This is a genomic window from Arthrobacter sp. YAF17 (assembly GCF_052113365.1).
Classification (GTDB): Bacteria; Actinomycetota; Actinomycetes; order Actinomycetales; family Micrococcaceae; genus Arthrobacter.
Genome location: NZ_JBFRDB010000014.1, coordinates 50,654 through 75,703, shown reverse-complemented (window position 1 = coordinate 75,703; position 25,050 = coordinate 50,654). Strand labels below are relative to the sequence as shown.

19 protein-coding genes and 1 riboswitch are annotated in these 25,050 nt (G+C 67.4%); of the genes, 6 read left to right on the top strand and 13 right to left on the bottom strand.

The genetic code is table 11. The annotated features are described in order from the left end of the window. Positions 1–229: 229 nt before the first annotated feature. Complete coding sequence (locus tag AB4Y67_RS12855) at positions 230–3,718, bottom strand: DEAD/DEAH box helicase (RefSeq protein WP_441406168.1); 3,489 nt, start codon at positions 3,716–3,718, stop codon at positions 230–232. A gap of 235 nt (positions 3,719–3,953) precedes the next feature. Beyond that, the gene (locus AB4Y67_RS12850) at positions 3,954–4,304 is read right to left on the bottom strand and encodes a DUF3846 domain-containing protein (RefSeq protein ID WP_441406167.1); all 351 of its coding nucleotides are present in this window, start codon (positions 4,302–4,304) and stop codon (positions 3,954–3,956) included. 744 nt (positions 4,305–5,048) lie between these two features. On the opposite strand from AB4Y67_RS12850, the gene AB4Y67_RS12845 reads away from it, so the two are divergent. Then, positions 5,049–5,921, top strand: coding sequence for a DMP19 family protein (locus AB4Y67_RS12845; RefSeq protein WP_441406166.1), 873 nt, complete (start codon positions 5,049–5,051; stop codon positions 5,919–5,921). A 37-nt stretch (positions 5,922–5,958) separates the two neighbouring features. On the opposite strand, the gene AB4Y67_RS12840 is transcribed toward AB4Y67_RS12845, so the two are convergent. Beyond that, a complete protein-coding gene (locus tag AB4Y67_RS12840) occupies positions 5,959–6,528 on the bottom strand; it encodes a COG4315 family predicted lipoprotein (RefSeq protein WP_441406165.1) in 570 nt (189 codons plus the stop codon). Positions 6,529–6,771: 243 nt separating this feature from the next. On the opposite strand from AB4Y67_RS12840, the gene AB4Y67_RS12835 reads away from it, so the two are divergent. Further along, positions 6,772–7,272 carry a sigma-70 family RNA polymerase sigma factor gene (locus AB4Y67_RS12835; protein ID WP_441406164.1) on the top strand — a complete coding sequence of 167 codons (501 nt, stop codon included), beginning with the start codon at positions 6,772–6,774 and terminating at the stop codon, positions 7,270–7,272. Continuing rightward, positions 7,269–7,946 (top strand): anti-sigma factor family protein, encoded by a 678-nt coding sequence (locus tag AB4Y67_RS12830; RefSeq protein WP_441406163.1) that lies wholly within the window; start codon positions 7,269–7,271, stop codon positions 7,944–7,946. The genes AB4Y67_RS12835 and AB4Y67_RS12830 overlap by 4 nt, the downstream gene beginning before the upstream one ends. A gap of 67 nt (positions 7,947–8,013) precedes the next feature. On the opposite strand, the gene AB4Y67_RS12825 is transcribed toward AB4Y67_RS12830, so the two are convergent. The 8 genes from AB4Y67_RS12825 to trmB all read right to left on the bottom strand — a co-directional run bounded on the left by AB4Y67_RS12825 (position 8,014) and on the right by trmB (position 18,214). Next, entirely contained in the window at positions 8,014–9,441 is a 1,428-nt protein-coding gene (locus AB4Y67_RS12825) for an NtaA/DmoA family FMN-dependent monooxygenase (protein ID WP_441406162.1), read from the bottom strand. Beyond that, positions 9,441–10,691, bottom strand: a complete 1,251-nt coding sequence (locus AB4Y67_RS12820) for an acyl-CoA dehydrogenase family protein (protein ID WP_441406161.1) — start codon at positions 10,689–10,691, stop codon at positions 9,441–9,443. The genes AB4Y67_RS12825 and AB4Y67_RS12820 overlap by 1 nt, the downstream gene beginning before the upstream one ends. A 33-nt stretch (positions 10,692–10,724) precedes the next feature. Beyond that, positions 10,725–12,392: an ABC transporter ATP-binding protein gene (locus tag AB4Y67_RS12815; protein WP_441406160.1), complete on the bottom strand. Its 1,668-nt coding sequence runs from the start codon at positions 12,390–12,392 to the stop codon at positions 10,725–10,727. Between the two features lie 11 nt (positions 12,393–12,403). After that, complete coding sequence (locus AB4Y67_RS12810; RefSeq protein WP_441406159.1) at positions 12,404–13,303, bottom strand: ABC transporter permease; 900 nt, start codon at positions 13,301–13,303, stop codon at positions 12,404–12,406. A gap of 18 nt (positions 13,304–13,321) precedes the next feature. Next, positions 13,322–14,281, bottom strand: a complete 960-nt coding sequence (locus AB4Y67_RS12805; RefSeq protein WP_441406158.1) for an ABC transporter permease — start codon at positions 14,279–14,281, stop codon at positions 13,322–13,324. 6 nt (positions 14,282–14,287) lie between these two features. Next, a complete protein-coding gene (locus AB4Y67_RS12800) occupies positions 14,288–15,949 on the bottom strand; it encodes an ABC transporter substrate-binding protein (protein WP_441406157.1) in 1,662 nt (553 codons plus the stop codon). A gap of 101 nt (positions 15,950–16,050) precedes the next feature. Further along, a riboswitch (SAM riboswitch) is annotated at positions 16,051–16,138 on the bottom strand. 161 nt (positions 16,139–16,299) lie between these two features. Then, a complete protein-coding gene (locus tag AB4Y67_RS12795; protein WP_441406156.1) occupies positions 16,300–17,106 on the bottom strand; it encodes a DUF1206 domain-containing protein in 807 nt (268 codons plus the stop codon). A 184-nt stretch (positions 17,107–17,290) separates the two neighbouring features. After that, positions 17,291–18,214, bottom strand: coding sequence for a tRNA (guanosine(46)-N7)-methyltransferase TrmB (gene trmB, locus AB4Y67_RS12790; RefSeq protein ID WP_441406155.1), 924 nt, complete (start codon positions 18,212–18,214; stop codon positions 17,291–17,293). 86 nt (positions 18,215–18,300) lie between these two features. Here trmB and AB4Y67_RS12785 point away from each other — a divergent pair, with 86 nt between their 5' ends. Further along, on the top strand, positions 18,301–18,918 hold the full coding sequence (locus AB4Y67_RS12785) for a class I SAM-dependent methyltransferase (RefSeq protein WP_441406154.1): 618 nt from the start codon (positions 18,301–18,303) through the stop codon (positions 18,916–18,918). Positions 18,919–19,061: 143 nt separating this feature from the next. After that, positions 19,062–20,294 carry an MFS transporter gene (locus AB4Y67_RS12780; RefSeq protein WP_441406264.1) on the top strand — a complete coding sequence of 411 codons (1,233 nt, stop codon included), beginning with the start codon at positions 19,062–19,064 and terminating at the stop codon, positions 20,292–20,294. Between the two features lie 34 nt (positions 20,295–20,328). Here AB4Y67_RS12780 and lhgO read toward each other — a convergent pair whose 3' ends face one another. Beyond that, on the bottom strand, positions 20,329–21,534 hold the full coding sequence (gene lhgO, locus AB4Y67_RS12775; RefSeq protein ID WP_441406153.1) for an L-2-hydroxyglutarate oxidase: 1,206 nt from the start codon (positions 21,532–21,534) through the stop codon (positions 20,329–20,331). 207 nt (positions 21,535–21,741) lie between these two features. Here lhgO and AB4Y67_RS12770 point away from each other — a divergent pair, with 207 nt between their 5' ends. Next, positions 21,742–23,142 (top strand): MFS transporter, encoded by a 1,401-nt coding sequence (locus AB4Y67_RS12770; RefSeq protein WP_441406152.1) that lies wholly within the window; start codon positions 21,742–21,744, stop codon positions 23,140–23,142. Positions 23,143–23,281: 139 nt separating this feature from the next. Here the strand turns inward: AB4Y67_RS12770 and AB4Y67_RS12765 are convergent, their stop codons facing one another. Continuing rightward, complete coding sequence (locus AB4Y67_RS12765; protein ID WP_441406151.1) at positions 23,282–24,766, bottom strand: amino acid permease; 1,485 nt, start codon at positions 24,764–24,766, stop codon at positions 23,282–23,284. Positions 24,767–25,050 lie beyond the last annotated feature (284 nt).

Sequence of the window (25,050 nt, the reverse complement as noted above, 5' to 3'; positions counted from 1 at the left end):
GCCCAGTTACTTCCGCCCGCCCCTCCACGCACGCGCTGTATCCCGCGGAATCCCGCTGTATCCCGGGCGCGGAGAGGGGGTGCGGCGCCGGGTAACTGGGCTGGAGCGCCACCCGGAACCGCTCCGGGGCGACGCAGGCTGAGCCCCGCAACGCGGGGTCAGATCCGGCCCATCCTTGGGGGTTTTACCGGCGCTACGTGACCCCGCGTTGCTGTTTGGATGGAGCGCGTCAGTCGGTGAACAGGCCGGCCAGGTCCTCGGCGGTGAGCGCTCCGCCGGACAGCGCGTCACCGGACATGACGTCGGCGAACAGCTGGGATTTCCGGGCCTTGAGCGCCATGACCTTTTCCTCGATGGTGTCCTTGGCGACGAGCCGGTAGACCATCACGTTCCGGGCCTGCCCGATCCGGTGCGTGCGGTCTACGGCCTGCGCCTCCGAGGCCGGGTTCCACCAGGGGTCCAGCAGGAACACGTAGTCCGCCTCCGTCAGGTTCAGGCCGAACCCGCCGGCCTTGAGGCTGATCAGGAACACCGGTGCGGCGCCGTTCTTGAACTCATTGACGACGTCGGTGCGGTTCCGGGTGCCGCCGTCGAGGTAGCAGAACTCGATGTTCTCCTCGACAAGCCGCTCGCGGACCTTGCCCAGGAAACCGGTGAACTGGCTGAAGATGAGGGCGCGGTGACCTTCGGCCACGAGGTCCTCGAGCTGCTCGAAGAGCACGTCGAGCTTGCTGGACCGGACGCCGGACAGCGAGGGGTCGATCAGGGAGGGGTCCAGGCTGAGCTGCCGCAGCAGGGTGAGGGACTGGAAGATGGTGAAGCGGTTCTTGTTGACGTCGTCGATCAGGCCCAGGATCTTCTGGCGCTCCCGCTGCAGGTGCGTCTGGTAGACCTTCTGGTGCCGCGGGTTCAGCACGACCTCGAGGATCTGTTCCTGCTTCGGCGGCAGGTCGTGGATGACCTGTTCCTTGGTGCGCCGCATCATCAGCGGACGGACCCGACGCCGGAGCTTGTCCAGCTGCGCCTTGTCACCGTTCTTTTCGACCGGCTTCTGGTAGTACTCGGCGAACCGCTTCGGGCTGGAGAAGAGGCCCGGCGCGACAATCGAGGTGAGCGCCCAGAACTCCATGAGGTTGTTCTCCAGCGGGGTTCCGGTGATGGCCAGTTTGAACGCCGCCGGAAGCTTCCGTGCGCACTGGTAGGCCTTCGACTGGTGGTTCTTGACGAACTGGGCCTCGTCCAGGACCAGCCCGGCCCATTGCTTGGAGGCGTAGGCCTCGTAGTCGATCCGGAACAGGGCGTAGGAGGTGATGACGATGTCCGCACCGGCCATCGCCGCTGCCGGGTCCGAGCCGCTCTTGGCAAACGTTTCGCCGATGGCCCGCACCGTGAGGCCCGGGGCGAACCGTGCGGTCTCGGCCTCCCAGTTGCCCACGACGCTTGTGGGGGCGACGACGAGGAAGGGCGCATTGGGGGCAGCGGCGGGGGACTCTGCGGCGGGGGACTCCGTGGCGGCAGCGCCGCCGTCGGACGCTTCCTGCCCCGCGGCCGCGTCCTTGGCGGCGCAGATCAGCGCCAGTGCCTGCACCGTCTTGCCCAGGCCCATGTCATCGGCCAGTACGCCGCCGAGTCCGTGGCGGTAGAGGAAGCTGAGCCAGTTGAAGCCCTCGAGCTGGTACGGGCGCAGCTCGGCGTTGAGCGTTGCCGGCAGCGGCAGGCCCTTCACGCCGCCTTCCAGGAGCCCGCCGACAGCCTCGCGCCACGCTGCGGCCTGCTGGTCCACGATGCCGAGTTGGGCCAGTTCGTCCCAGAGCCCGGCCTGGAATCGGCTGATCTGCAGGGGCGCATCCTTGTTGTCCTGGAGTTCCCGGGCCTCTTCAATGAGGGCGCGGAGCTGGTGCAGTTCGGGCAGGTCCAGGGAGAAGTACGCCCCGCTGGGGAGCAGCATCTTGGTCTGGCCGGCCGCCAGGGCCGAGAAGACGGCCGCGAAGGACACCGGCTGGCCCTCCAGGGAAATCTGGATGCCCAGGTCGAACCAGTCACGCTGTTCGGTGGCCTTGGTGGAGATGGATACGACCGGCGCCTCTTCGGCCTCGCGGTAGTCGGCGATCTCGCCGGCGGTATCCACAGTGACGCCGGGAACGTCGCGGAGCGCGGGGAGGACCTCCTCGGTGAAGGCCAGGGTGTCGAGGCCGCTGAGTTCCGCCGAAGCCGCCAGCCGCGGTGTTCCCCAGCCGCCGGTGGCCGACTCGCCCAGGGCCGCCACCACGTCCCACGGCTGCCCGACCGTTTCGAGGATCCGGGCTTCGGCGGGGTCGTCACGGTAGCCGTGATCGCCGGGGTGGCGCCACAGCGGCTGGGCCGTGACGAGTTTGCCGGACTTGTAGTGCCATTCCCAGTGCAGCCGGACCCGGTGGTCGGCGCCGTAGTTCGCCAGCAGCGACAGGGTGGGAACGGCCAGCTGGGGCAGTTCCACGGACTCGTCGGAGGCCGTGACCCGGGCGCTCTGCTTGAGTTTGGGGTAGAAGCCTGTCAGGAACCGGCTCTCGTCCCGGGCCGGAATGTGCAGCGTGGTACCGGCGGTGACGAACGTCAGGAGTTCCTCGCTGAGCCCGTTCTCCAGCGGGGCGAGCGTGATGATGGAGTCTCCGGGCGCGATGCCGGGCAGGGCGTCCGCCCCGGAAGTCAGGAAGATGCCGTGGGCCGGCCGCCCGATGGTCCCGACGGAGGCCGGATCAACCACTTCCCCCTCGACCGTGATGGTAGGGGTGAGCGACAGCCCGCCGTCGTCGCTGCCGGCGGGCGCCGGCACGACGTCGTCGGCTGCCTCAGCCGGGACCGGCGCGGTTCCGTACCGCGTCAGATTGAGTCCGACGGCGGCCGGCTGCTCAACGAGCCGCACGGGCTCCGGACCCCGGCTGTGGACCAGTGCCACGCCGACTTTCCGGGCCTGGGCCAGCAGGCTCCACAGGTTTTTGCCGGCATAGGTGTTCAAGCCCAGCCACAGTCCGGTCCCGGCGTGCTGGCGGTTGGCCTGGGCGGTGTGCGCGGCCAGGAACTCCTGCATCCACTCGACGTGGGCCTCGTTGCATTCGCGCCGGTAGCTGAGGTAGCTCAGGGTGTTCCAGGAGACGTCGCCCCGGATCCATTTGCCCTTGGCGCCCATGATCACGGGACGGGCCTTCAGTTGCCGGACGCTGCGCAGCGGATCGCGGCGGCCGGTGTAGGAGAAGTGCGGGGCGGGTTCTTCGATTTCGAACTGGAGCGCCAGCGGGATGCCGTTGGTGGACGCGGTGATTCCCGGTTGGGCGATCAGCGGGCTGAGGGCCTGTTCCCAGTCCGGGACCTCCAGCGCCGGGACCTGCCGGGACAGCCGGCTGACGTCGGCGGGTGCGAGCAGCTGGACCCGGATCGCCGGGTTGTCCTCGGCGGAGAACAGCAGGGCGGCAACATGCTTGCAGTCCTTCCGGACCGGGCAGCTGCAGACGCCCACGGTGCAGCTCCAGCCGCCCGCCTTCCGGACCAGCTTCGCCGTCGTCGAATATGGCGCATCGGCGCCGCCCCGCACCTTGCCGAGCATGAGGCCGGTGGCGGCGTCGAAGGAAATCCCGGAAACGCGGCTCCCCATGGCGTAGGCAAGCCCGGCCGCGAGGGAGCGGTCGTTGATTGCGGGAGTCTGTATCGCCAGTGCCGCACTCTCGTCCGGATGGGATGGCATGTGCGCACTACTTTCAGCAGTTGGTCATCTGATCCATCTTAGCGAGCCGGGCGGGGCCCCTCGAACTCAGGGGCCGGCACGAGGGCCGTGGGCGGTGCTTCGTCTGCTGAACTCTGACCGGCGGCGCGTCACGCGGCGAAGTGGACTCCCTGGCAACTGCCGCTCAGGCGGATGACCACGCGGACCCGGACGTTGGTGGAGCCAGTGGCCTAGCTCCGCGGATTCTTGCCAGGGGTCAAGCCGCCAACGCTGTGTCGAAGAGGCGCTCGGCCAGCCGGAGCAGGTGGGCAGGTGCAGCCGCGTCGTCGCCGTTGTTTCCGTTGCCAAGGAAGACAACCGTCCCGCGGACGTTCTCATCGAGCCGCAGGCCTGCTTCGCGGATCAGCACCTCGGCCCGGGCGTTCAGCGGCAGGGGGATGGAGTCTGCCTCGTCGTTGAGATAGACGTGCCAATCCACAAAAGTGATGGCCCCGACGCTGCCTTCAACCAGGGTCTGCCGTGTCGCCAGAGAAGTGTCGATCTCTTCGGCACGAATGGGGTGGCTGAAGCGGGCCGGAATAATCAGGGCGGTATGGGTCTGGCGCATGACTGGGTCTTTCTGTGTCTCAACGATCGGCAATTTCCACAGGCTTCAAAAGCGGTCCAGCCGAGAATCATCCGGCGCCCGTCGAAGCATAGTGAAGCATCAAATATCGGTCGTGTAGTTTGTATAAAACCGTCTTGACGCGAATTTGGAAGTTTTTGGCGGTTGTTGCGGGCAGCCGGCCGCGGCTAGGAGTCTCGCGTCCGGCTGCCCGCAGTTCCTTCAACGCATAGGGCCCCAGCCCCCGGGCGCGTTGTAGGCGCGTTTCCGCCCGCAACCGTGGCTGCGTGCGGATGGTGCGTCACGGCCGAAGTGTCACCGCTGGTTTTTGCGCGGCTTTGCGAACAGACTTTCGCTGGATTCGCTTTTTGCCTTTTTTTCGGCTCTCTTTTCGAGAATCGACTTTCCCGTTTTTTTGGCACTGCTGCTTCTGGGAGACTTTCCTGACAATGGAATCACGCCTTTCTAAACGCTATCTACCCATCACCATACCCACTTATATTTTAAATGCCAGTCCGCGGGTTTACAGGAAATTGCGGACCGGTCTCGGACACAAGAAAGCGCACGAAATTTGCCCGCCCGAACGAAGGCGCACCTTGAAGCATCGCGCCACGCGTCGTTGTCCCCGCCGTCCCGGGTCACCCAAACTTCGCCGGACGTTCAGCTCCGGCTCAACCGCGGCGCCAGCCGTGCAACGTACGTTGAAGGGGATCGGAGCGGTACCCGCCTAAGCAGTGAGGATTTTCCATGAGCAACGGCCTTTCCACCACCCTTCCCGCCACCGGATACGCGACGGTTCTGCCGCGGGAGAGCATCAACGGCAGCGACGCGGACGTGGTCGACGCGAACGTGGACGTGGTCAACCTGATGTACGCGGAGCTGCTCGACATCGAGGAAATCGCCCCCAGCGCCCTGGGCAGCTACTACGTTGACTTCTACCTGACGCAGTGTCTGGGCGGTGGCTTCGCCCAGTACGTGTTCTCCGCGCCCGAGCGCGCCGAGATCGATGCCTGGATCCGGGCCGGGCTGGAAGGAATGGGGGCCGCCGCGCACCTTGACCTCTTCAACCGCAGCGTCGGTGCCTTCGACTCCCTCTCCGAGGAGGAAGCAGACGCGTACCTTGACGGGGACACGGACCTCGAAGGCGATGACGACGGCGGTGTCCCGGACGCCGTCCGCCTCCTGGAAGAGCTCGACGGCGACTTTGAAACCCTGCTGGAGACCGAAAACATTGTCGCGCTCAACGCCGCGTGGCTCCGGAGCCAGGCAGACCTCCTCGTCCTGGACGATGAGGAACTGGAGCGCCACATCGCCGAGCGCGTGTCCCGGATCCCCAACCTGGCGGAGCGCCAGGCTGAGGCCGCCGAAGATGAACTGCTCGACACCCCGGAATTCGAGATGATCATCCGCGAGCTGTGCGCCGTGGCCGGGCACACGCTCCTGAAGATCACCATGGGCGACCCCAACTACGAGCACGAGGGCCAGACCGCCCTGGCGTGGCATTTCATCACGGACCAGGGCGAGTTCCTCATGCTGGACGATGAGCAGGAAGCGGTCATGATCCACCCGGACACCAAGGAAATCCTGGCCGCCGTCGAGTTCGAGGACGCCGACGGCTGAACCCTGCTGTCCGGTGCCCGCCGCCGTCCGTCCTTTGTTAGTACCCGGCGGCGGCGGTGATCATGGCACCGGACGGGCCCACGAGGTACCAGACGCTCCCGACGCCCTGGCCGGTAATGTCCCCGGCAGCAACATCCTTGGCGTAGTAGTACACCGGCATCCCGTTGATGGTCAGCTGCTTCTTGCCGTTGGGGGTGGCAATCGTGCCCACGGTGCCGGTGACGCCGTCGACTGTTGGTGTGTCAGCGGTGGCGAGGACCGGAGGCCACGCGTCGAGGCAGCCGCCGGTGCAGGCGCTCTTCCCGGAGTCCTTGACGTCCTTCGTGTAGTAATAGACGCTCATGCCCTTGCTGCCCACCACGATCTTGCCGGCGGAGGAATCCGCCACCTTGAGGTCCGCCGCGGCAGCGGCCGGTGCCGACGTCGAAGCGGGACCCGACGTCGAGGCGGGGCCTGACGTCGACGCGGTAGCCGACGAGGGGCCCGCCGCGCTGGTTGGCGCCGCCGCCGTCGTCGGGGAAGTGGTGGTTCCGCTGCTGCCGGCACAGCCGGAGAGTAGTGCGGCGAGGGCGAAAGCGGACAGGCCAATGCTGAGGTGCTTCTTCATCTGCTGCTCCTTGACTCGAATGCTCCATGACTCGAAGGCACCGTGAAGCGAACCCTCCAGCTGGTCCGGCGGCGCTAACCGTTACGACGCCTCCGGGGTAAGAATGGTTCATGGCTGCATCGGACCGGGCCCCGCAACCGGTGCACGTGAACTTTTCCGGCGATCAGCACGTCGTAGGGGCAGAAGCGTGAGCCGAAGGGCTGCGGAACCGCAAGGCGGAACCGCAGAGAAGGGTGGACGGTCATGCCGCTGGACGAAGACGTGGTGGCTGCGATTTACCGCGACCACGGAGCAGCGCTCAGGGGCTTCGTCCTTAGCGCCTGCCGGGACCCTCAACTTGCGGACGACATTGTGCAGGAGACCGTGCTGCGGGTCTGGCAGCAGGCCCCGCACATCACCGGAAGCATGCGGAGCTACCTGTTCCGGACCGCCCGCAACATCATGATCGACAACTACCGCAAGGCCCAGCGCCGGCCCCGCGAGACGACGGACCGGGATCTGGCCGACCCGGCCGGCGGCGCGGAACGCGTCGACGAACTCCTCAACCGGGTCCTGATGGAAGAGGCGTTGCTGCGGCTCAGCGCGGAGCACCGCAACGTCCTGGTGGCCCTGCATTACCGCCGCTATACCGTCCAGGAGGCATCGGTCAGTTTGAATATCCCGAGTGGAACAGTGAAGTCCCGGGCGTTCTACGCCGTACGGGCCCTCCGGACAATCCTTGATGAAATGGGGGTGCAACGGTGAGTGCTACTGACCCGCACCAACTGCTCGGCGCCTATCTGCTGGGCGGCCTGGAGCCTGACGAGGCCGCCGCCTTTGAGCAGCACTTGGCCCGTTGCACGGATTGCCGGCAGGAGCTGGACGAACTGGCCAGCCTCCCGGCGCTGCTGGACGCGCTCCCGGTGTCCGACGCCGTCGCCCTCGGCACGGCGGCCGGGCGGGAACCGGTGCCGTCGGTTCCCGCGCCGGCTGCCGTGCCGCGGCGGCTGCTCGACGAGCTGTCCACGCGGCGCCGGAAGGTCCGGCTCCGGTGGACCGCCGCCGTGGCGGCGGCGGCGGCGGCGTGCCTCGCCCTCGGGATCCTGGCCGCGCCGCTGGTCAACCCGCCGCCCAAGCCGGACGCCAGCTACTCCGTCCAGGCCGGCGACGGGCTGCAGTTCACGGTGGGCATGGTCAAGAAGACGTGGGGCACCGAGCTCGCGGTCGAGGGCCGGAGCCTGCCGGTGGACGGCACGCTTTCACTGTGGGTGAAGGACAGCGGCGGCGGCGAAGAGCGCGCCTGCGCGTGGACGGCCACGCCCAGCGGCAGGGTCAGGATCACCGGGGCCACGCCCCTACAGCTGACTAATATCGCCAGCGTCGAGATGCGGGACGGGCAGCAACAGACCATGGCCGTCATCGCCGTCCCCCACGGCTAGCGGCGACCGCGACCGCACGAACGTGGTCGCAGCCGTCCGCTCCCTTGGTGCCCGGGGCAGTATCCGGCTAAGCCCGCACCGGAGCCAGGCCGTTCGCCTTCACTGTTGCTGCTGCCGACAGCTCGCTGAAGGCACCGCGGTACCGGGTTGCGGGGTGGGTCGGCTCGAGCTTCGGGCCACGGCCGAAGACCTTCTCACGCAGGGTGCCCGGCGCGTACTCCGTCTGGGCCAGGCCGCGGCGCTGCAACTCGGGCAGCACGCCCTGGATGAAGTCGGTGTAGGACCCGGGGATGATCTGGTTGATGATGTTCACACCATCGATCCCGGCATCCTGCCACCGTTCCAGTTCGTCCACGATCTGTTCCGGCGTGCCGGCGATCTGCTGGGCCTTGGCCCGGTACCGCGCCAGGTCGCCAATGGTCGGCTTGCCGCCGGGCACGGACGCAATGGCTGCCTGAAGAACGCCCTGGGCGCCCTCGGTCTCGATCTCGCCTAGCGGAGTATCGAGCGGGAGACCACCGAAATCGACGCCGATCCCGCCGCCGATATGCGCGATGATCGTGTGGAGGTCCAAGTACTCGTCGTATTCGGCCTGCTTGCGGTCGACCTCCGCCTCGGTGCTGCCGATCACGAAGGACAGTCCGCCGAAGATCTTGACGTCGCCGGCGGCCCGGCCGGCGGCGGCTTCGAGGGCCCGGATGGAGGCGGTTTGCTTCTTGACGTAGTCAACGTTGGGCGCAAAGAGGAACGTTGCCTCCGCGTTCTCTGCGGCGAATTTCTTGCCGCGGGAGGAGCTCCCCGCCTGGAACAGGAAGGGGGTGCGCTGCGGGCTGGGCGCGACAAGGTGCGGGCCGTCAATGGAGTAACGGGACCCGCGGTGGTTGATCTTGTGGACCTTGGCCGGGTCCGCGTGGATGCCGCGGACCTTGTCGGCCAGCAGGCCGTCGTCGTCCCAGGAACCCTCCCATAGCTTGTAGACAGCCTCGGTGTATTCCTCGGCCCAGTCGTACCGGTCGTCGTGCGGAGTGAGCCCGGCGTTGCCGAAGTTCCGGTGGGAGTTCTCCAGCACACTGGTCACGATGTTCCAGGCGACACGTCCATTGGAAATATGGTCCAGGGTCGACAGTTGACGGGCCAGCTGGAACGGATCCGACTGGATCACCGAGCTCGTCATGGCCAGGCCAATATCCTTGGTCACGGCGGCCAGCGCGGAGCAGAGCACCAGCGGATCGTTCGAAGGGACCTGAAGCCCCCGCTCCACCAACGAGGCCCAGCCGCCCTCGTGGTCGCCGTACAGCCCCACGACGTCGGCGAAGAACATCGCATCGAACTTTGCCTCCTCCAGCTCGCGGGCCAGGTCGACCCACAGCTGCAGCTCGTTGAAGCGGTGCTGCTGCGCCTCCGGATGCCGCCACTGACCGCCCAGGATGTGGGTGGTTGTGTTCATCACGAAAGCGCTCAGGAGCAGCCGGGGACGTTCGTCAAAGGTTCCCATCAGGAATCACTCCCCTGGATCTGCGTGGTTGCCTGGACCGCGTCGCCGATGCTGTGCAGGCCCGTGGGAATGGTGCCGTTGATGTGGTAATCGCCGACGGAGCGCGCCTTGAACACAGCCGGGTTGTGGGTGGCCACCGTCCGGGCGTTGCGCCAGTGCCGGTCAAGCCCCTTGCCCCGGCTGGTCGACGAAGCGCCGGTAACATCGAACAGCTCATTGGCGGCGGCCAGGACCAGACCCGGGACCGTCACATGGGCCTGCTGCACCCCGAGCTCGGCCCGGACGAAGGCGGCCTCCGCCTCAAGTCCGAGGGAAGGGTCGACGGCGGCATCCAGATCGCGTGCGGCCGCCACCACGACGGACCGGGCGGCGTAGACGCCGGCGGCGATCTGGCCAACGCGTTCCTGAATCAGCGGATCGTTCCGGAACAGTGAACCTGATCCGGTATTGAAGGTGCGGGTGCGCTCGCGGACCAGCGTGCTGGCGTCGCGAAGCGCCGCCTGGCCGATTCCGACGAGCACGGCCAGCAGAACGAGCTGGAAGAAAGCCGGTTCCAGCGTGCTGGTGACCTTGCGCTGGATGATGTCCCCGGCGTCGACCTCCACGTCCTCAAAGATGGCCGTTCCGGTGCCGGTGAGCGGCTGCCCGAACCCGTCCCAGTCGTCGAGGATCGTGACTTTGGGGTCGTCCACACGGACCAAGGCGTACTGGCGGCCCTCACGGCCCTCCGTGCTCGCCATGACCACGACCCAGTCGGCGAAGATGCTGCCGGTTGTGTAGTACTTTTCGCCCTTCAGCAGCCAGCGGCCCCCTTCCTCGCGCAGCTTGGTCTGGGTGGTGCCCAGCGCGTTGCCGGAGCGTTCCGTCGCAGCGTTGCCGAAGATCTCCCCGGCCAGGACCCGGGGGAACCAGCGGTTGCGGAACTCGACCGGCTGCAGGGCAATCGTTTCCACGAACGAGAAGTGTGAGCGCAGCAGGTGTGAAACGTTGGAGTCCGCGGCGGCGAGTTCGATCAGCAGCCGGCTCAGGTGCTCATAGCTGACGGGCTCCCCGCCATGCTCGGCGGGGACCCGGATGGTGGTGAAGCCGCTTTCCTTCAGCCAGGCGACGGGCTCGAACGGAAGGACGCGGCTGGACTCGCGTTCCAGGGCACCTTCCGCGATCCGCGCGAAGACATCCTGGAAGCGGGCGGACAACTCCGCGTAGCGGGCCTCCCCGCTGAGTTCTCTTACTTCTGTCGGGACAGTCATCATGTTCCTAACGTTGAACGGGTACTGATGTTCTTAGTGGCTGGTCGCCGCGACGAGTTCGCGCAGGCGGTGGCCGGGGTTGGAATTGAGCAACAGGCTGGTGTATTCGCTTTGCGGATTAGAGAAGACCTGCGCAGTCGGGCCGACTTCGCGCAGCTGGCCCCGGCTCATCACACCGACGTCGTGGGCGAAGCGTTCAACAACGTGCAGGTCGTGGGAAATGAACAGGTAGGACAGTCCCAGGTCGCGCTGCAGGTCTTCGAGCAGGAGCAGGATCTGGGCCTGCGTCAGGACGTCCAGGGCGGAGAGGGCCTCGTCCAAGACGATGGTGCGGGCGCCCAGGGCGAGGGCCCGGGCGATCGCCACGCGCTGGCGCTGGCCGCCGGACAGCTCCTTGGTCCTGCTGCCGGCGACCCGTGCGGGGAGGTTCACCTGGTCAAGGAGTTCGGCAACCCGGGCGCGACGTTCCAGCCGCGACCCGACGCGGAAATTCACCAGGGGCTCGGCGACGATGTCCCGCACGGTGAGCCTCGGATCGAGGGCCGAATCCGGATTTTGGTACACCAGCTGCAGGGAGCGCCACAGCTCCCGTTTGTCTTTGCCCTCGGTTGACGTGACATCGTTCCCGTGGATCTTCACGGTGCCTGACGTCGGGTCCAGCAGCCGCATGATCATGCGGGCTGTGGTGGACTTGCCCGACCCTGACTCGCCCACCAGGGCGAAGGTGGTTCCTTGGCGCACTGCAAAACTGATGTCATCCACCGCGCGGTGTTCAGCCCCGCGCTTGCCGAAGACTTTGGTGAGTCCGCGGACTTCGATCGCCGCATCGGGCTTGTCGCGGTCCGTAGCCGCTGCGGCCAGGCCGGTTTTCGGGGCGGCCGGAGAGGCCTCGCGCAGCAGCCTGAGTGTGTAGTCGTCCTCCGGCTCCGCCAGGATGTCGGCGACGGGACGGTCTTCTAGGATCCTGCCCTGCCGCATCACCACGATCCGATCGGCCAGGTCGGTGGCGACGGCCAGGTCATGGGTCACGAAGATGACGGCCGTCCCCTGGTCCCGCGCCAGCTTGCTGAAGACCTCGAGCACCCGCCGCTGCACCGTGACGTCCAGCGCGGAGGTCGGCTCGTCGGCAATCAGCAGCTTCGGTCCCAGGCTGAAGGCGATTGCGATCAGGACCCGTTGCTTGAGTCCGCCGGAGAGCTCGTGAGGGTACTGTTTCAGCCGCTCCGCCGGCCGGTCGATGCCCACCAGTTCGAAGAGCCGGATGACCTCCGCCCGGATCTCGCTTTTAGAGCGCTTGCCTTCCTCCGGGTGCAGCCGGAAGACCTCGGCCACTTGGGATCCGACCGTCTTCACCGGGTCCAGCGAGCCGCCGGGATCCTGCGGAACCATGCCGATCCTGCGTCCACGGATTTTCTCCATTGCGCGTTCGGAAAGTCCGGTCAGCTCAATTCCGTCGAACACAATGGTTCCGGCAGAGATCCCGCCTGCTTCGGGGAGAAGGCCGATGATCGACTTGGCGAGCGTGCTCTTGCCGGAACCGGATTCGCCAACGACGGCGACGATCTCACCTGGTTTGAGGACCAGGTCGAGTGAATCTGCGGCCACGATGGCCCCTGGGCCGCGGCCGTATTCGACCTGCAGTCCGCGCACCTCAAGGAGAGGCCCGGGTTCGGCGATGGGGTTTGCTGCATTGAGAGTCATGGGGCTCCTGACTAGAACCGGAAGATCTTGAGAAGTTGGCGTCCGAGACCGGCCAAGAGCACCACCGTCAGCACGATGACCAGGCCCGGCAGGCTTGTCATCCACCATGCTCCGGCGAGGTACTGCCGGCCCTCGGAGATCAGCAGACCCCACTCCGGCGTGGGGGGAGGGGCACCGAAGCCGAGGAAGCCAAGCCCGGAAATTGCGAGAATGGCAGCGCCAAGGTCGACTGCCAGCAGGGCAAGGACCGGGCCGCAGGAGTTCGGCAGGACATGCTTCCAGACGACGGACCAGTAGGATCCCCCGTTGAGGAAAGCGGCCTCCACGTAGTCCAGGTTGCGGACGCGGAGAACTTCCGAGCGCACCACACGGGCGAACGAGGCAATCGAGGCGATGCCCACACCGACGCCGAGCGAGATTGGTCCCGGCGCGAACGCGGTCACAATGATGAGGGAGATCAGGAACCCCGGCACGGCCAAAAGCACGTCCACGAGGCGCATGGTGCCCGCATCGGCGGCCCGGCCCGCCGTCGCGGCAAACAGGCCCAACGCCGTTCCCACCACGAAACCGATCAGGACAGCGAGCCCTGCTGTGAGCAGGGTCTGCGAGGTGCCGTGGACGACCCTCGAGTAGACGTCCCGGCCCAGGTGGTCGGTTCCGAACCAGTGCCCGGCACTTGGCGGCTGGAATTTCTGTTTCGGAATGCCACTGATGGGGTCGAAGGAGCTGAAAAGGCCCGGCAGGAATGCCCACCCCAGGACGATCAGCAGCGGAATGACGGTCAGCCACAGGCCCGCCGAGCGCAGGATGTTTCCCTGGCGCTTTCCCGGGCCGCGCGGGACGGTGCCGCCACCGGCGGGCGGCAAGGCCACCTCAGCGACAGGGTCCGTTCGTAGTAGCTCGATGCTCACAAGGTTCTCCGTTCTGTCTCAGGCAGTCAGTGCTCTTGGCGAGCCGTGGGCACTGCTCTTGAGGATGCGGGGATCCAGCAGCGGATACAGCAGGTCGACGATCAGGTTCACTGCAACGAACGCCGACGCCGTCAGCAGGACCAGGCCCTGGACCAGCGGGACATCCTGGACGGTGACGGCCTGAAGGACCACCGAGCCGAGGCCGGAGCGGGCGAACACGGTCTCCGTGATCACGGAACCGGCGAGCAGGGTTCCCACCGTGATACCGGCAATGGTCATTGCCGGACCCGCCGCATTCTTCAGGACGTGGCGGTAGAAGATCCATGCGGGGGACGCGCCCTTGGCCCGCAGCACGTCGACAAACGGTTGCTCATAGACTTTCGTGATGCTCTTGAGCAGTACCTGCGCGATCGGGGCGGAAACGTGCAGGGCCAGGACAAGGACGGGAACTGCCAGCGACGCAAAGGAACCGTCCGGGAACAGGGACATCACGCCGAGCTGGATGGACAGCAGCTGCAGCAGCACGAGCCCGAGCCAGAACACCGGAACCGCTGCGAACAGCGGCGGGAGATTGGTGATGAATCGCTTCAGCGCCGCCGACCGGCTCAACGTGGCCGAGGCCACGAGGGCCACCGCGAGGACGACGGCCAACACGAAGGCGCTGGAGGCCAGCGCCAGGGTGGACCCGGCCACCGCGCCGATGCGGGTCGCCACCGACTGCCCGGAGGCCAGGGAGTACCCGACGTCCCCACCCAGCAGCTGCCCAAGCTGGCCGAAATACTGCACCAGCAGCGGCTGGTCGTAGCCGTATTGGGCTTTCATGGCATCAATCGTTGCCTGGTCCGCCGCAGCGTCCGCCGAGAGGAAGATCGTGACCGGATCGCTGGGCAGCAGCTGGACTGCCAGGAAGACGAGCGTGTACGCCAGCCAGATGACAAGCAGCGCCTGCCCGAGGCGCCGCGCAAAGTAGAGGCCCATGATGGCCTACTTGCCGGTCTTCCAGGCACCCTGGAAAATCGGCGCGGTACCGGAGGTGAAGTCGACATGCGCCTTCGCGTTGGCGCCGTAAACCTGGACTTCGTCCCAGAGCACAAGAGCCAACGCCTGGTCCACAACCAGCGCGCGCTGTTCGTCGGCGACGAGCTGCTTGTGCGCTGCGGGGCTGGTGGCGGCGTGTTCCTTAGCGAAGAGTTCATTGAGCTGCTGGTCCGCATTCAACGTCTGCGTGTTGGTGACCGGGCCGAAGACTGGCCCCAGGCCGCCGTAGGCAAACTGCCGGGTTCCAAAGAATTCCACGTTGGGATCCTTCATGGCAGTCGCCAGGAAGGCGTTGTCCGCCGCGCGGTTGACCAGCTTCACGCCGATCTTGCGCCACTGCTGCTCGATCAGTTCGAAAGCGGGTTTGATGACCACTGAGTTGTTCGACGACGTGACGGTGACCTCAAGCTTCTGGCCGTCTTTGGCGCGGATGCCGTCGGAGCCGACCGCCCAGCCGGCCTCCTCCAGCAGGCTCTTCGACTTCTCCGGGTTGTAGGCCAGGTCCGCGGAGAGATCAGTAAAGTCAGGCGCTTCACGGTTCAGGACGGAGCCGGCCAGTTCGTAGCTGTCGGACAGCACCGTGTCCTTCAGCGTCGGCCGGTCGATGCCCAGCTGCAATGCCTGGCGGACCTTCGCGTCCGCAAGTTTGCCGCTGCCGATCCGCACCGCCGCCATGTTGGCCGTCAGGTCAATGCCCTTGGCCGGCAGGACCTGGTTGCCGCTCCCGGCAAGGGCAGTTTCGTCGGCCGGCTGCAGGCCGCGGACCAGGTCAACCTGGCCGGTCTGCACGGCGCCCGCACGGTGCGCCACTTCCGGCAGGTACTTCACGACGACCTTGTCCAGATAGGCGGCACCCTGGTTGGCGGCGCCTTCCGGTGCCCAGGCGTAGTCGGAACGCTTAGCCAGGACGATTTCCTCGTCGGCCTTCTCTGATTCGAAGGTGAAGGGACCCGAACCAGAGATTTTCGCGATGGCCGACTGGCCGGCGTTGTCCAGGGTCAGGGTCTTCGGCGAGACGAGTCCGGCGGTGACGGAGGACGTGGCGCGCAGGAAGTTGGCGTCTGGGGAGGACAGCGTGACCTCCACCTGATCCTCGCCGATGACCCGGGAGGACTGGTAAGTGGAGAAATCAACGTTCGGCTGGATCTTCGCACTCTCGATGCCCTTCCCCAGTGCGTCGAAGTTGGCCTGGACCGCCTTGGCGTCCAGCGGTGTTCCATCGCTGAAGGTCACTCCCGGGCGGATCGTGAAGGTGAACTTGGTCTGATCCTCGCTCGCGGTGAACTTGCTCGCGATCCAGGGGACGAGCTCGCCCTTCTTGGCATCGAAGTAAGTCAGCCGGTCCAAGACGCTGTTCAGGACGTTCGCCTTTTCGTAGAAGCGCGCCGCCTGGGTCTGGAAGTTGTTGATCGGGGTGACCTCGGCGAAGACGAAGGTTCCGCCCTGCACCGGGGTTCCGTCCTGGACCTGCGAGGCCGCGGTGCCGGCCGGGTTGGCGCCGCAGGCGCTCAGGGCCAGGGCCGCCGCCCCCATCAGGGTCAGCAAACGCAGGGGGCGGCGTCTGGCCTTCGCGTTGGTCGTTGCCGTGCGTGATTCATTGGTACCCATCGGGGATCCTCTCGGTCATGACCGAGGAACTCCAGAATCGCAGGCCCCACACACGCCGGCCGCCGCAGGGCGCAGGGTGGTGGAACCTGGGATCGTGGCAATATCCATCGGTCCTGGCATTAGCACCGTGCCCGAAGGTGGTTGCTACGGCGTCATCGAGCCAGGTCTCTCAGCCGATCTGGATGGTTAGTAATTCGTAAAGAAGGTCGTTTCTCGTTGCCGCGACCGTTTCCGGTGGAGGCAACACCTACTTTCCTGCAGAATCTTCGATTTCCCAATAATTACGACACGTTTTGCAACAAATGATCACAAAGGCCCGGTTTCCGCGTCCGGGCGTCTCACGGCGGGCGTTACATCTTGGCGAGTTTCGCCCGCACCATCATGAAGATGCCGTAGCAGATCAGGCCCACGCCGACGGCGGCCAGCATGTACACGCCGAAGGGCTGGTCGCGGAGGGCTTTCAACCCGCCGTCGACCCCGGTTGACTCCTCGGGGTGCGCCTTCACGGTGGCGATAATGACGAGCAGCCCCACGAGGAGCAGGGCGATGCCTTTGGCCGCATAGCCCACGACTCCCAGGACCGTCACCGCAGTCCGCGCCCGTTGCGAGGCCGGGAGGCGGAGGTGTTCGGCGAACGACTGGCGGAAGCCCCGGATGGCGTACACGATCCCGGTGATCGCCACGGCTGCGCCGATGGCGAGCAGGAGGGCGTAGCCGCCGGGGGCTTTCAGCACGGACGCAGTGAGGTCGCTCGTGGAGCTGCTTTGGTCAGAACCGGCGCCGTTGGCGAACGAGAACAGAGTGATGGCGAGCCCGGCATAGACGACGGCCTGGAGCGCGGCTTTGAGCTTCTTTGCCAGCTTCTTCTTGGCCGGCAGGTGCTCGAAGTCGAAAATGGCGTCACTGGTCTGCCAGATGGCGAGGGCCACGCACGCCGCGAACGACGTCCACAGCAACAGCGGGCCGGCCGGCTGGCTGGCGAGCTGCTGAACGGCTCCGCTGACATCGGCCTTTCCTTCCCCGCCCATGGCGAGCCGGATCGCGACCACGCCGATGAGGAGGTGCAGGATGCCGCTCACAGCGAAACCGGCACGGGCCACGACCTCCAGCGCACGGGAGTTGGTGATCTCTTCCGCCGTGTCCGCGGCGGTTTTCATTTCTTTTTTGATGGCGGATTCCTCAACTGGCTCGGTGGTTCTGCCGGGCTTCTGGTCCGCCCGGTTCTTGCTTCTTCCGCAATCGTGCCACGGGGAGCCGCCGGGGAACAGCACCCGGGAATCCGGATACTGAGTGGCGACAGCAGAGGGTTCGGACACGGCCGGCGGGCCGCCTCGACCCGAGCTACCGGCGCCGGTAGCTGAGGTCGAAGATCAGCCGGCCCGCCTCGTGCGCCTTGTTCTCGAAACTCGTCAGGATCCGGCCGTCGAACCGCGGCGCCCAGCCGCCGGTCTCGTCGGTGCCCTCGTTCGGGCCGGTGTGTTCGGTGCTCACTGGGGCGCGGCCCTCCTTGACGGGGGCGCCGCCCACGAGGGATTCGACGCCGGATTCCCACACCTTGGTGAGGGGGCTCTCCGGGCCGCTGCGCTCGCCGTCGTGCAGGTTCTCGAAGTCGGGGGAGCCGGCCAGGACCTCCCGCACGTGCACGGCGTAGTTGGACCAGTCCGTCGCGATGCGCCAGAGGCCGCCGGGCTTGAGGGCCCGCGAGGCCAGTTCGGCGAACGCCGGCTGGATGAGGCGCCGCTTGTGGTGCCGGGACTTGTGCCAAGGGTCCGGGAAGAACACCCACAGCTCCGTCACGGAACCGGCCGGCAGCATGGTGGCGAGCACCTCGGGGGCGTTCGCCTCCACGACGCGGACGTTGCTCAGGCCGCGGCTGTTGATCTTGATGAGGGTGTTCGCCAGCCCCGGGGTGTAGACCTCAACGGCAAGGAAGTCCGTGTCCGGGTTCTCCTCGGCCGCGTGGCAGACGGCGTCGCCGAGCCCGGAACCGATCTCCACGATCAGTGGCGCCTTGCGGCCGAACTCGGCTTCGGCGTCGAAGACGTAGTCCGGGTGCACGGACGTGTTGGCGATGTGGCGGGGGACCTCGACGGCCCACCGGTCGGAATGCTCCTCCCACGCAGCCTGCCGGCGGCCCTGCAGCCTGGTGCCGCGCCGGACGAAGCTGACCGGGCGGCCGCCGTAGGTGCCGAAGGAGGCCTGGCTGCCGGGGGTCACCGGGCGCGGTGGCTGCGGCGTTTCGGGGGATTCTGGGGTTTCACTCATCCCTTCCAGAATAGTGGAGTTCCACCGTCGGGCCGGTGGGACCGTGGGCACGCGTTCCAGTCCGGGGTCCGTGGCAGACTGTCCGCATGACGGACGCGATACGCGAATACTGGGACGGGCAGGCGGCGGACTTCGATCGGGAGGCCGACCATGGCCTGCTGGATCCGGGCGTCCGCCGTGCCTGGGCGGAGCTGATTCTGCCGCTCATTCCCGTGCCCGCCAGCGAAGTGGCCGATTTGGGTTGCGGGACCGGCAGCCTGTCCATCCTGCTGGCGGAGGCGGGCCACCGCGTCCGGGGCCTGGACCTGTCCGCACAGATGGTGGAGGCGGCGCGGGTAAAGGCAGCCGAGGCGGCCAACGCCGCGGGCGCCCGGGCTCCGGCAGCTGTTGAGTTCCTGCGGGGTGACGCCTCGGAACCGCCGTACCCGCCGGCGGGCTGCGACGTCGTCCTGGCCCGTCACGTGCTGTGGGCGCTGCCGGATCCGGACGCCGCGCTTGGCCGTTGGACGCGGCTCCTGCGCGGACCCGGAACCATGATCCTGGTGGAAGGGCTGTGGGGCACGGGGGCCGGCATTTCCTCGGCGGAGTGCCGGGAACTGGTTCTCAGGCACCGCCGCGACGCCGACGTCGTCCCGCTGACAGACCCGGCGCTGTGGGGGAAGGAGATCAGCGACGAACGCTACCTGATCCTGAGCCGAAGCTGACAGGACCGCCGGCAGGCTGCTGTTGACGGGCCGCTGTTGACAACGGCCTGCGCTGACGAGCCTGCCAGAATGGGTCCGTGACTGCACCGAAGAGCTCCCAGGACTCCACCGTCGGCGGCCTCGAGATCGAGGACGGCCGGGGCATGCTGGTGGACGCCGAGATCGACGACGTCCCCGCAGCGGAACCCACCCGGGCCGCCGGCCGCCGCGCGCTGGCATACCTGGGCGTGTGCCTTGTCCTGATCGGGCTGAACCTCCGCACGGTGTTCTCAAGTTTCTCTGCAGTTCTTCCGGAGGTGACAGCCGACGCCGGGCTGCCGGGCTGGGCGGTGGTGGTCCTCACCACCGTGCCGGTGACGCTGCTGGGCGTCTTCGCCCCTCTGGCTCCTGTCCTGGCGCGCCGTTTCGGGGCCGAGCGCGTGCTGCTGGGCGCCATGGCCGCACTCACCGCAGGGCTGCTGCTGCGGCCCCTGGACGTGGGCGATGCAGGCCACCTCCCCGCACTGCTGGCCGGGACGGCGACCTGCGGCGCCGCGATCTCGCTCTGCAACGTGCTGCTGCCCGGCCTGGTGAAGCGCGACTTCCCGCACCGTCTCGGCCTGATGGGCGGCCTGTACACCACGGCGATCTGCGCCTCAGCGGCCCTCGGCGCCGGATTCACCTACCCCGTTTTCAGTGCGACAGGGGAGTGGACCGCGGCGTTGCAGTTCTGGGCGCTGCCCGCCGGCGTTGTTCTTCTGCTGTTCCTGCCGGTGGCCATCCGGCAGCGCCACGGCCGCCAGCGGTTGTCGCACGGCGGCGTGAATGTGTGGCGCTCGGGGGTCGCCTGGCAGGTGACCATCTTCATGGTGCTGCAGGCGATGATGTCCTTCAGCGTTTTCGCCTGGCTGGCCCCGATCCTGCGCGAACGCGGCGTCGACGGCGGCACGGCCGGGCTGATCGTTTCCGTCTCGATCGTGCTACAGATGCTGGGGTCCCTGTTTGCCCCGGCACTGGCCACCCGGTTCCGGGACCAGCGCCGCATCAACACCGTGGTGGCGCTGATGACCGGTGGCGGCTTCGCACTGAGTATCTTCGGTCCGCTGGAGCTGATCTGGCTGTGGACCGGGCTGCTGGGCCTGGGCCAGGGCAGCCTGACCGCCGTCGCGCTGACCATGATCATGGTCCGCACCCGGGACGGGCACACCGCCGCGCACCTGTCCGGCATGATGCAGGGCGTGGGCTACGGGGTGGGCTCCACCGGCACGCTGATGGTCGGCCAGCTGCACCAGGCCACGGGGTCGTTCGCGGCGGCCGGGGTGCTGTTCCTCGTCGTCGGATTGCTGGCGGCGGTGTTCGGCTACCGCGCCGGGCGGAACCGCTTCGTCGGCGGTTGAGCCCGTCTCCGGCTGAATCTGGCGGCAGCTGGGCTCAGCGGCGCAGGGCCTTCAGATACTGCTCGACGAGGTAGTCCGCGATGGCCAAGCACGACGTTGCGGCCGGCGACGGCGCGTTCCTCAGCAGCGTCACCGGCCCCATCTGGTCCACCGCGAAGTCGTCCAGCAGCGACCCGTCGCGGCCCCAGGCCTGGGCCCGGACGCCCGCGGCTGTCTTCGCCGTCAGGTCCGCCATGGTGAGCTCGGGGATGAAGCGCCGGGCCTTGCGGTAGTAGGCCGGTTTGAAGAGCGACGCGCTGATCTCGTCGATGCCCATCCGCCAGTGCTTCTTCGCCAGCGGGCCGGCTCCGGGCCACCGCAGCGAATCCCAGGTGTCCTTCACCGAGACGGAGCGCCAGCCGTAGCCCTCGCGGGCGAGCGCCGGGACGGCGTTGGGACCCACATGCACGTCGTCGTACACGCCACGGGTGAAGTGCACGCCGAGGAACGGGAACCGGGGGTCAGGCACCGGGTAGATCATCCCCTGCACCAGGTGGTCCCGCTCCCGGCTGAGAGACCAGTATTCGCCCCGGAACGGGAGGATTCTCGGCGAGGGGTCGGCGCCCACCAGGCGGGCCACGACGTCGGACTGCAGGCCGGCGCAGGCAATCACCCGGTCGAAGACGTGCTCGGACCCGGCGGTTCCTACCCGCACGGTGCCGCCTTCAACGGCCATCGCAACCACCTCCTGCCCCAGCAGGACCGTGCCGCCGGCGGTGCGGACGTCCTGGGCCATCGCTTCCGTAATCGCCGCGAAATCGACGACGGCGGTGTGCGGTGAATGGACCGCGGCTACCCCTGCGACGTGCGGTTCGATCTCGCGCAGCCGCGCGGCGCCGTCGACCCGGGCCAGGCCGGGCACGCCGTTCGCCCGGGACCGCCGTTCGATTTCGGCCAAGGCAGGCAGCTCGGACTCGTCGACGGCGACCACCAGCTTGCCGACTTCCCGGTAGGGAAGGTTCTTCTGCAGGCAGAAGTCCCGCAGGGCCGCACGTCCGGCAACGCATAGCTGCGCTTTCAGCGAGCCCTCGGCGTAGTAGAGGCCGGCGTGGACGACGCCCGAGTTGTGGCCGGTCTGGTGGGCGGCCAGCCGGTGCTCCTTCTCGAAGACCGTGACCTCACCCGTCCCGGCCTGGGCAAGGGCGCGGGCCAGCGCGATGCCAACAATCCCGCCACCGATGATTCCGATTCGTTCAGTCACGTCATTGCGTCCTTGTCGCCGTGGTCTTCCCGCGAGTATAGAACCCCGCCGGTGCCAAGGGCTGCGTCCCGGCCGCCGGCTGTGGCATGCTTCCCCTTAAGCCAACATCCCGGTTCCGCCAGGAAACTCAGCCCGGCAACGGGCCCTGACCTCAATGTCAGCTGAGGTGCCGCGGATCCGTCCACGACTACCGATCAGGCCACGCCCTTGCCCCGCACCACCCCCGCCCCGACCCTGGAATCAGCCGGCATCTTCCACCACGAGTACCTGCTGGTGACCCTGGGTGCCTGTGCCCTCGTGTTCCTGGCTGCCTTCGAGTCGCTGGCGGTGACCACGATCATGCCGCTGGTCAGCCGTGAACTGGATGGGGCCGCCTACTACGCCCTGGCGTTCGCCGGTCCGCTCGCCACCGGCGTCATCGGCATGGTGGCCGCCGGAAACTGGTCGGACCGGCGCGGCCCGGTGGGGCCGCTGTACGCGTCCGTGGCCATGTTTGTGCTGGGCCTGCTGATCGCCGGAACAGCGTCGACCATGCCCGCCCTCGTGGCGGGCCGGCTGGTCCAGGGCCTGGGCGGCGGCGCCATGACCGTGGCGCTGTATGTGGTGATCGCCCGGGTCTATCCGCCCGTGCTGCACCCGAAGATCTTCGCCGCGTTTTCCGCGGCCTGGGTGATTCCCTCGCTGGTGGGACCCTTCGCCGCCGGCATTGTGGCGCAGGTGCTCAGCTGGCATTGGGTCTTCCTCGGCGTGGTGGGCCTGGTGGTGCCGGCCCTGCTGATGATCGTTCCCGCCCTGCGCGGGCTGCGCGGTACGCCCGACGCCGGAACGCGGGAGGGCGCCGCACCGAAGGACATGTCCACCCGCAAGTCCACGGGCTCCGGCAGGCTGGCCTGGGCTGCCCTCGCGGCGCTCGCCGTGCTTGGCCTGAACCTCTCCTCGAGGCTTCCGGTGGCGGGCGGAGTCGTGGCCGTGGCCGCCGTCGTCGTGGCCCTCATTGCCGTCCGCCCGCTGGTGCCGCGGGGAACCCTGACGGCCCGCCGGGGCCTCCCCAGCGTCATTCTTACGCGCGGCCTGGCCTCGGCGGCGTTCTTCGGCGCCGAGGTCTACCTGCCGTACCTGCTGGTGGAGCGGTACTCCTTCTCGCCCACCTTCGCCGGACTGGCGCTCACGGGCGGAGCCGTCTCGTGGGCCGCCGGCTCCGCGGTGCAGGGCAGACTCGGGTCCCGCCTGGACCACCGCCGCGCGGTTCGGACCGGGGCTGCCATGGTCCTCGGCGCCGTCGTTCTGGTGCTCGTGACCACGCTCCTGGGCTGGCCGGCCGCCGTCGCGATTGCCGCGTGGGTAGTGGCGGGTGGCGGCATGGGCGTGATGTACGCGCGGCTGAGCGTCATGACCCTGGCCCTGTCCACCAGGGATAACGAGGGCTTCAACAGCTCCGCGATGTCCATTTCCGATTCGCTTGGCGGGGCGCTGTCGCTCGCCACCACGGGAATCATTTTTGCGGCGTTCCCGACGGCGGTGGCCTCCTTCGGCGGGGTCTTCGCCCTGACGGCGTTGATCGGCGTCGCCGCCGTCGTGGTTGCCCCGCGGGTCTCCGGGCGGCGGTAAGGCCGGCGCCGCCCGGCCGCGGTGCCCGAGTTTTCCGCGCCTGAAGCGCTGGAGTTAAACCAAGGGAGCTCCGGCCGGTGGATCCGGCCGGAGCTCCCTGCCCGGGTGCCCTTCGGGGCGCCGGGTGGCGGGTTTTTGCCTAGCCCGCTGCGGGGACGGAATCGGCGTCGCGGATGGCTTTCCATTCCGCAATCCGGGCCTGCTGCAGCGGCGTCTGGCGGTTGAAGTACCAGGCCCCGCCCAGCATCAGGAACCAGAGCGGCGCCACCAGCAGGGCGAGCCGGGTGTCGTCGGCCTGGCCAAGCGCCACCAGCATGAAGCCGAAGAAGGCGAGCACCACGTACGGCATGAAGCCCGAGCCCGGCATCTTGAACTTGGAGGCCGCGTGCAGCTCGGGACGGCGGCGGCGGAACACGATGTAGCTGATGAGAATCATGGACCAGACGAACATGGTGAGCACGGAGGCCACCGAGGTGACCACGGTGAAGGCGCCGATCACGGAGTCGCCCGAGTAGAGCAGGACCAGGCCGGCCAGCAGGAAGATGCAGGAGAACAGCAGGGCGTTCTGCGGAACCTTGCGGATGCTCAGCTTTCCGAAGGCCTTCGGGGCGTTGCCGTCCTGGGCCAGGCCGTAGACCATGCGCGAGGTGGAGTAGATGCCGGAGTTGGCGCTGGAGGCCGCGGAGGTGAGCACCACCAGGTTGATGACCACCGCGGCGATGCCGAGGCCGGCCAGGGTGAACATGCCGATGAAGGGGCTGCTGGCGGCATCGATGGTGCGCCACGGGTTGACCGCCATGATGACCACCAGGGCGCCTACGTAGAACAGCAGGACACGGATGGGGATGGAGTTGATGGCCCGCGGCAGGTTCTTCTCGGGGTCCTTGGTTTCTGCCGCCGCGGTGCCCACCAGTTCGATGCCGGCGAAGGCGAAGATGGCGATCTGGAAGCCCAGGATGAAGCCGAACATGCCGTGCGGGAACATGCCGCCGTCGTTCCACATGTTGGCCAGGTTCGCCACTGCGCCGTTGGGGGAGGTGAAGTTCGTGGCGATCATTACGATGCCGGTGCCGATCAGGGCCAGGATGGCCACCACCTTGATGATGGCGAACCAGAATTCGGCCTCGCCAAAGGCCTTGACCGTGGGAAGGTTCAGCAGGATCAGCACCACGGGAGTGATCAGGGCCGGGATCCACAGGGGAGTGCCCGGTGCGAGCTTGTCCACGTACCCGGCGATCGCGACGATGTCGGCCACGCCGGTCACCACCCAGAAGAACCAGTAGGACCAGCCCGTGAAGAAGCCCGCCCAGGGGCCCAGGAGATCGCCGGCGAAGTCGCTGAAGGACTTGTAGTTCAGGTTGGAGAGCAGGATCTCGCCCATGGCCCGCATGACGAAGAACAGCATGAAGCCGATGATCATGTAGACGAAGATGACGGACGGGCCGGCCAGCGAGATGGTCTTGCCGGAGCCCATGAACAGTCCGGTGCCGATCGCACCGCCGATGGCCAGCAGCTGGATGTGGCGGTTGCCCAGTGCGCGGGCGAGGTGCGGTTCCTGGCCTTGGCTGCCGGGGGAGGACTCTTGAGCGATGTTCGGGACAGCCGTGGTGGTGCGTTCAGACATTAGGCTTCTTCCTTGTTACAGGCGGGCCACGGGCGGAGAGCATTCCGCCGCAGGCCCGCACGGATCCATCGGAGGTGTGATGGAGGTAACACTTTGTCGTGTGGTTTAAGCGTAGAGGCGGGATTTGGGCGGTTCCGCGGCGCCGGTGCCCGGCGACCCAGCGCCGTCGAGCTTCCCGTGGCGGGGCCCCCGGGGGACGCGCTGGGCCTCCGGGCCGGAGGGCTAAATGGCCCGCTCCGCCGCGAAACCGGGAATTTTCGACGCCGGCGTCCGTCTACCGCCGC

Excerpts from the sequence above, each read along its gene's own strand:
- AB4Y67_RS12805 (WP_441406158.1), bottom strand. The coding sequence starts at position 14,281 with ATGGGCCTCTACTTTGCGCGGCGCCTCGGGCAGGCGCTGCTTGTCATC.
- AB4Y67_RS12855 (WP_441406168.1), bottom strand. The coding sequence starts at position 3,718 with ATGCCATCCCATCCGGACGAGAGTGCGGCACTGGCGATACAGACTCCC.
- AB4Y67_RS12840 (WP_441406165.1), bottom strand. The coding sequence starts at position 6,528 with ATGAAGAAGCACCTCAGCATTGGCCTGTCCGCTTTCGCCCTCGCCGCA.
- AB4Y67_RS12765 (WP_441406151.1), bottom strand. The coding sequence starts at position 24,766 with ATGTCTGAACGCACCACCACGGCTGTCCCGAACATCGCTCAAGAGTCC.
- AB4Y67_RS12820 (WP_441406161.1), bottom strand. The coding sequence starts at position 10,691 with ATGACTGTCCCGACAGAAGTAAGAGAACTCAGCGGGGAGGCCCGCTAC.
- AB4Y67_RS12850 (WP_441406167.1), bottom strand. The coding sequence starts at position 4,304 with ATGCGCCAGACCCATACCGCCCTGATTATTCCGGCCCGCTTCAGCCAC.
- AB4Y67_RS12780 (WP_441406264.1), top strand. The coding sequence starts at position 19,062 with ATGCTGGTGGACGCCGAGATCGACGACGTCCCCGCAGCGGAACCCACC.
- trmB (WP_441406155.1), bottom strand. The coding sequence starts at position 18,214 with ATGAGTGAAACCCCAGAATCCCCCGAAACGCCGCAGCCACCGCGCCCG.
- AB4Y67_RS12795 (WP_441406156.1), bottom strand. The coding sequence starts at position 17,106 with ATGAAAACCGCCGCGGACACGGCGGAAGAGATCACCAACTCCCGTGCG.
- AB4Y67_RS12815 (WP_441406160.1), bottom strand. The coding sequence starts at position 12,392 with ATGACTCTCAATGCAGCAAACCCCATCGCCGAACCCGGGCCTCTCCTT.
- AB4Y67_RS12800 (WP_441406157.1), bottom strand. The coding sequence starts at position 15,949 with ATGGGTACCAATGAATCACGCACGGCAACGACCAACGCGAAGGCCAGA.
- AB4Y67_RS12845 (WP_441406166.1), top strand. The coding sequence starts at position 5,049 with ATGAGCAACGGCCTTTCCACCACCCTTCCCGCCACCGGATACGCGACG.
- AB4Y67_RS12825 (WP_441406162.1), bottom strand. The coding sequence starts at position 9,441 with ATGGGAACCTTTGACGAACGTCCCCGGCTGCTCCTGAGCGCTTTCGTG.
- AB4Y67_RS12785 (WP_441406154.1), top strand. The coding sequence starts at position 18,301 with ATGACGGACGCGATACGCGAATACTGGGACGGGCAGGCGGCGGACTTC.
- AB4Y67_RS12835 (WP_441406164.1), top strand. The coding sequence starts at position 6,772 with ATGCCGCTGGACGAAGACGTGGTGGCTGCGATTTACCGCGACCACGGA.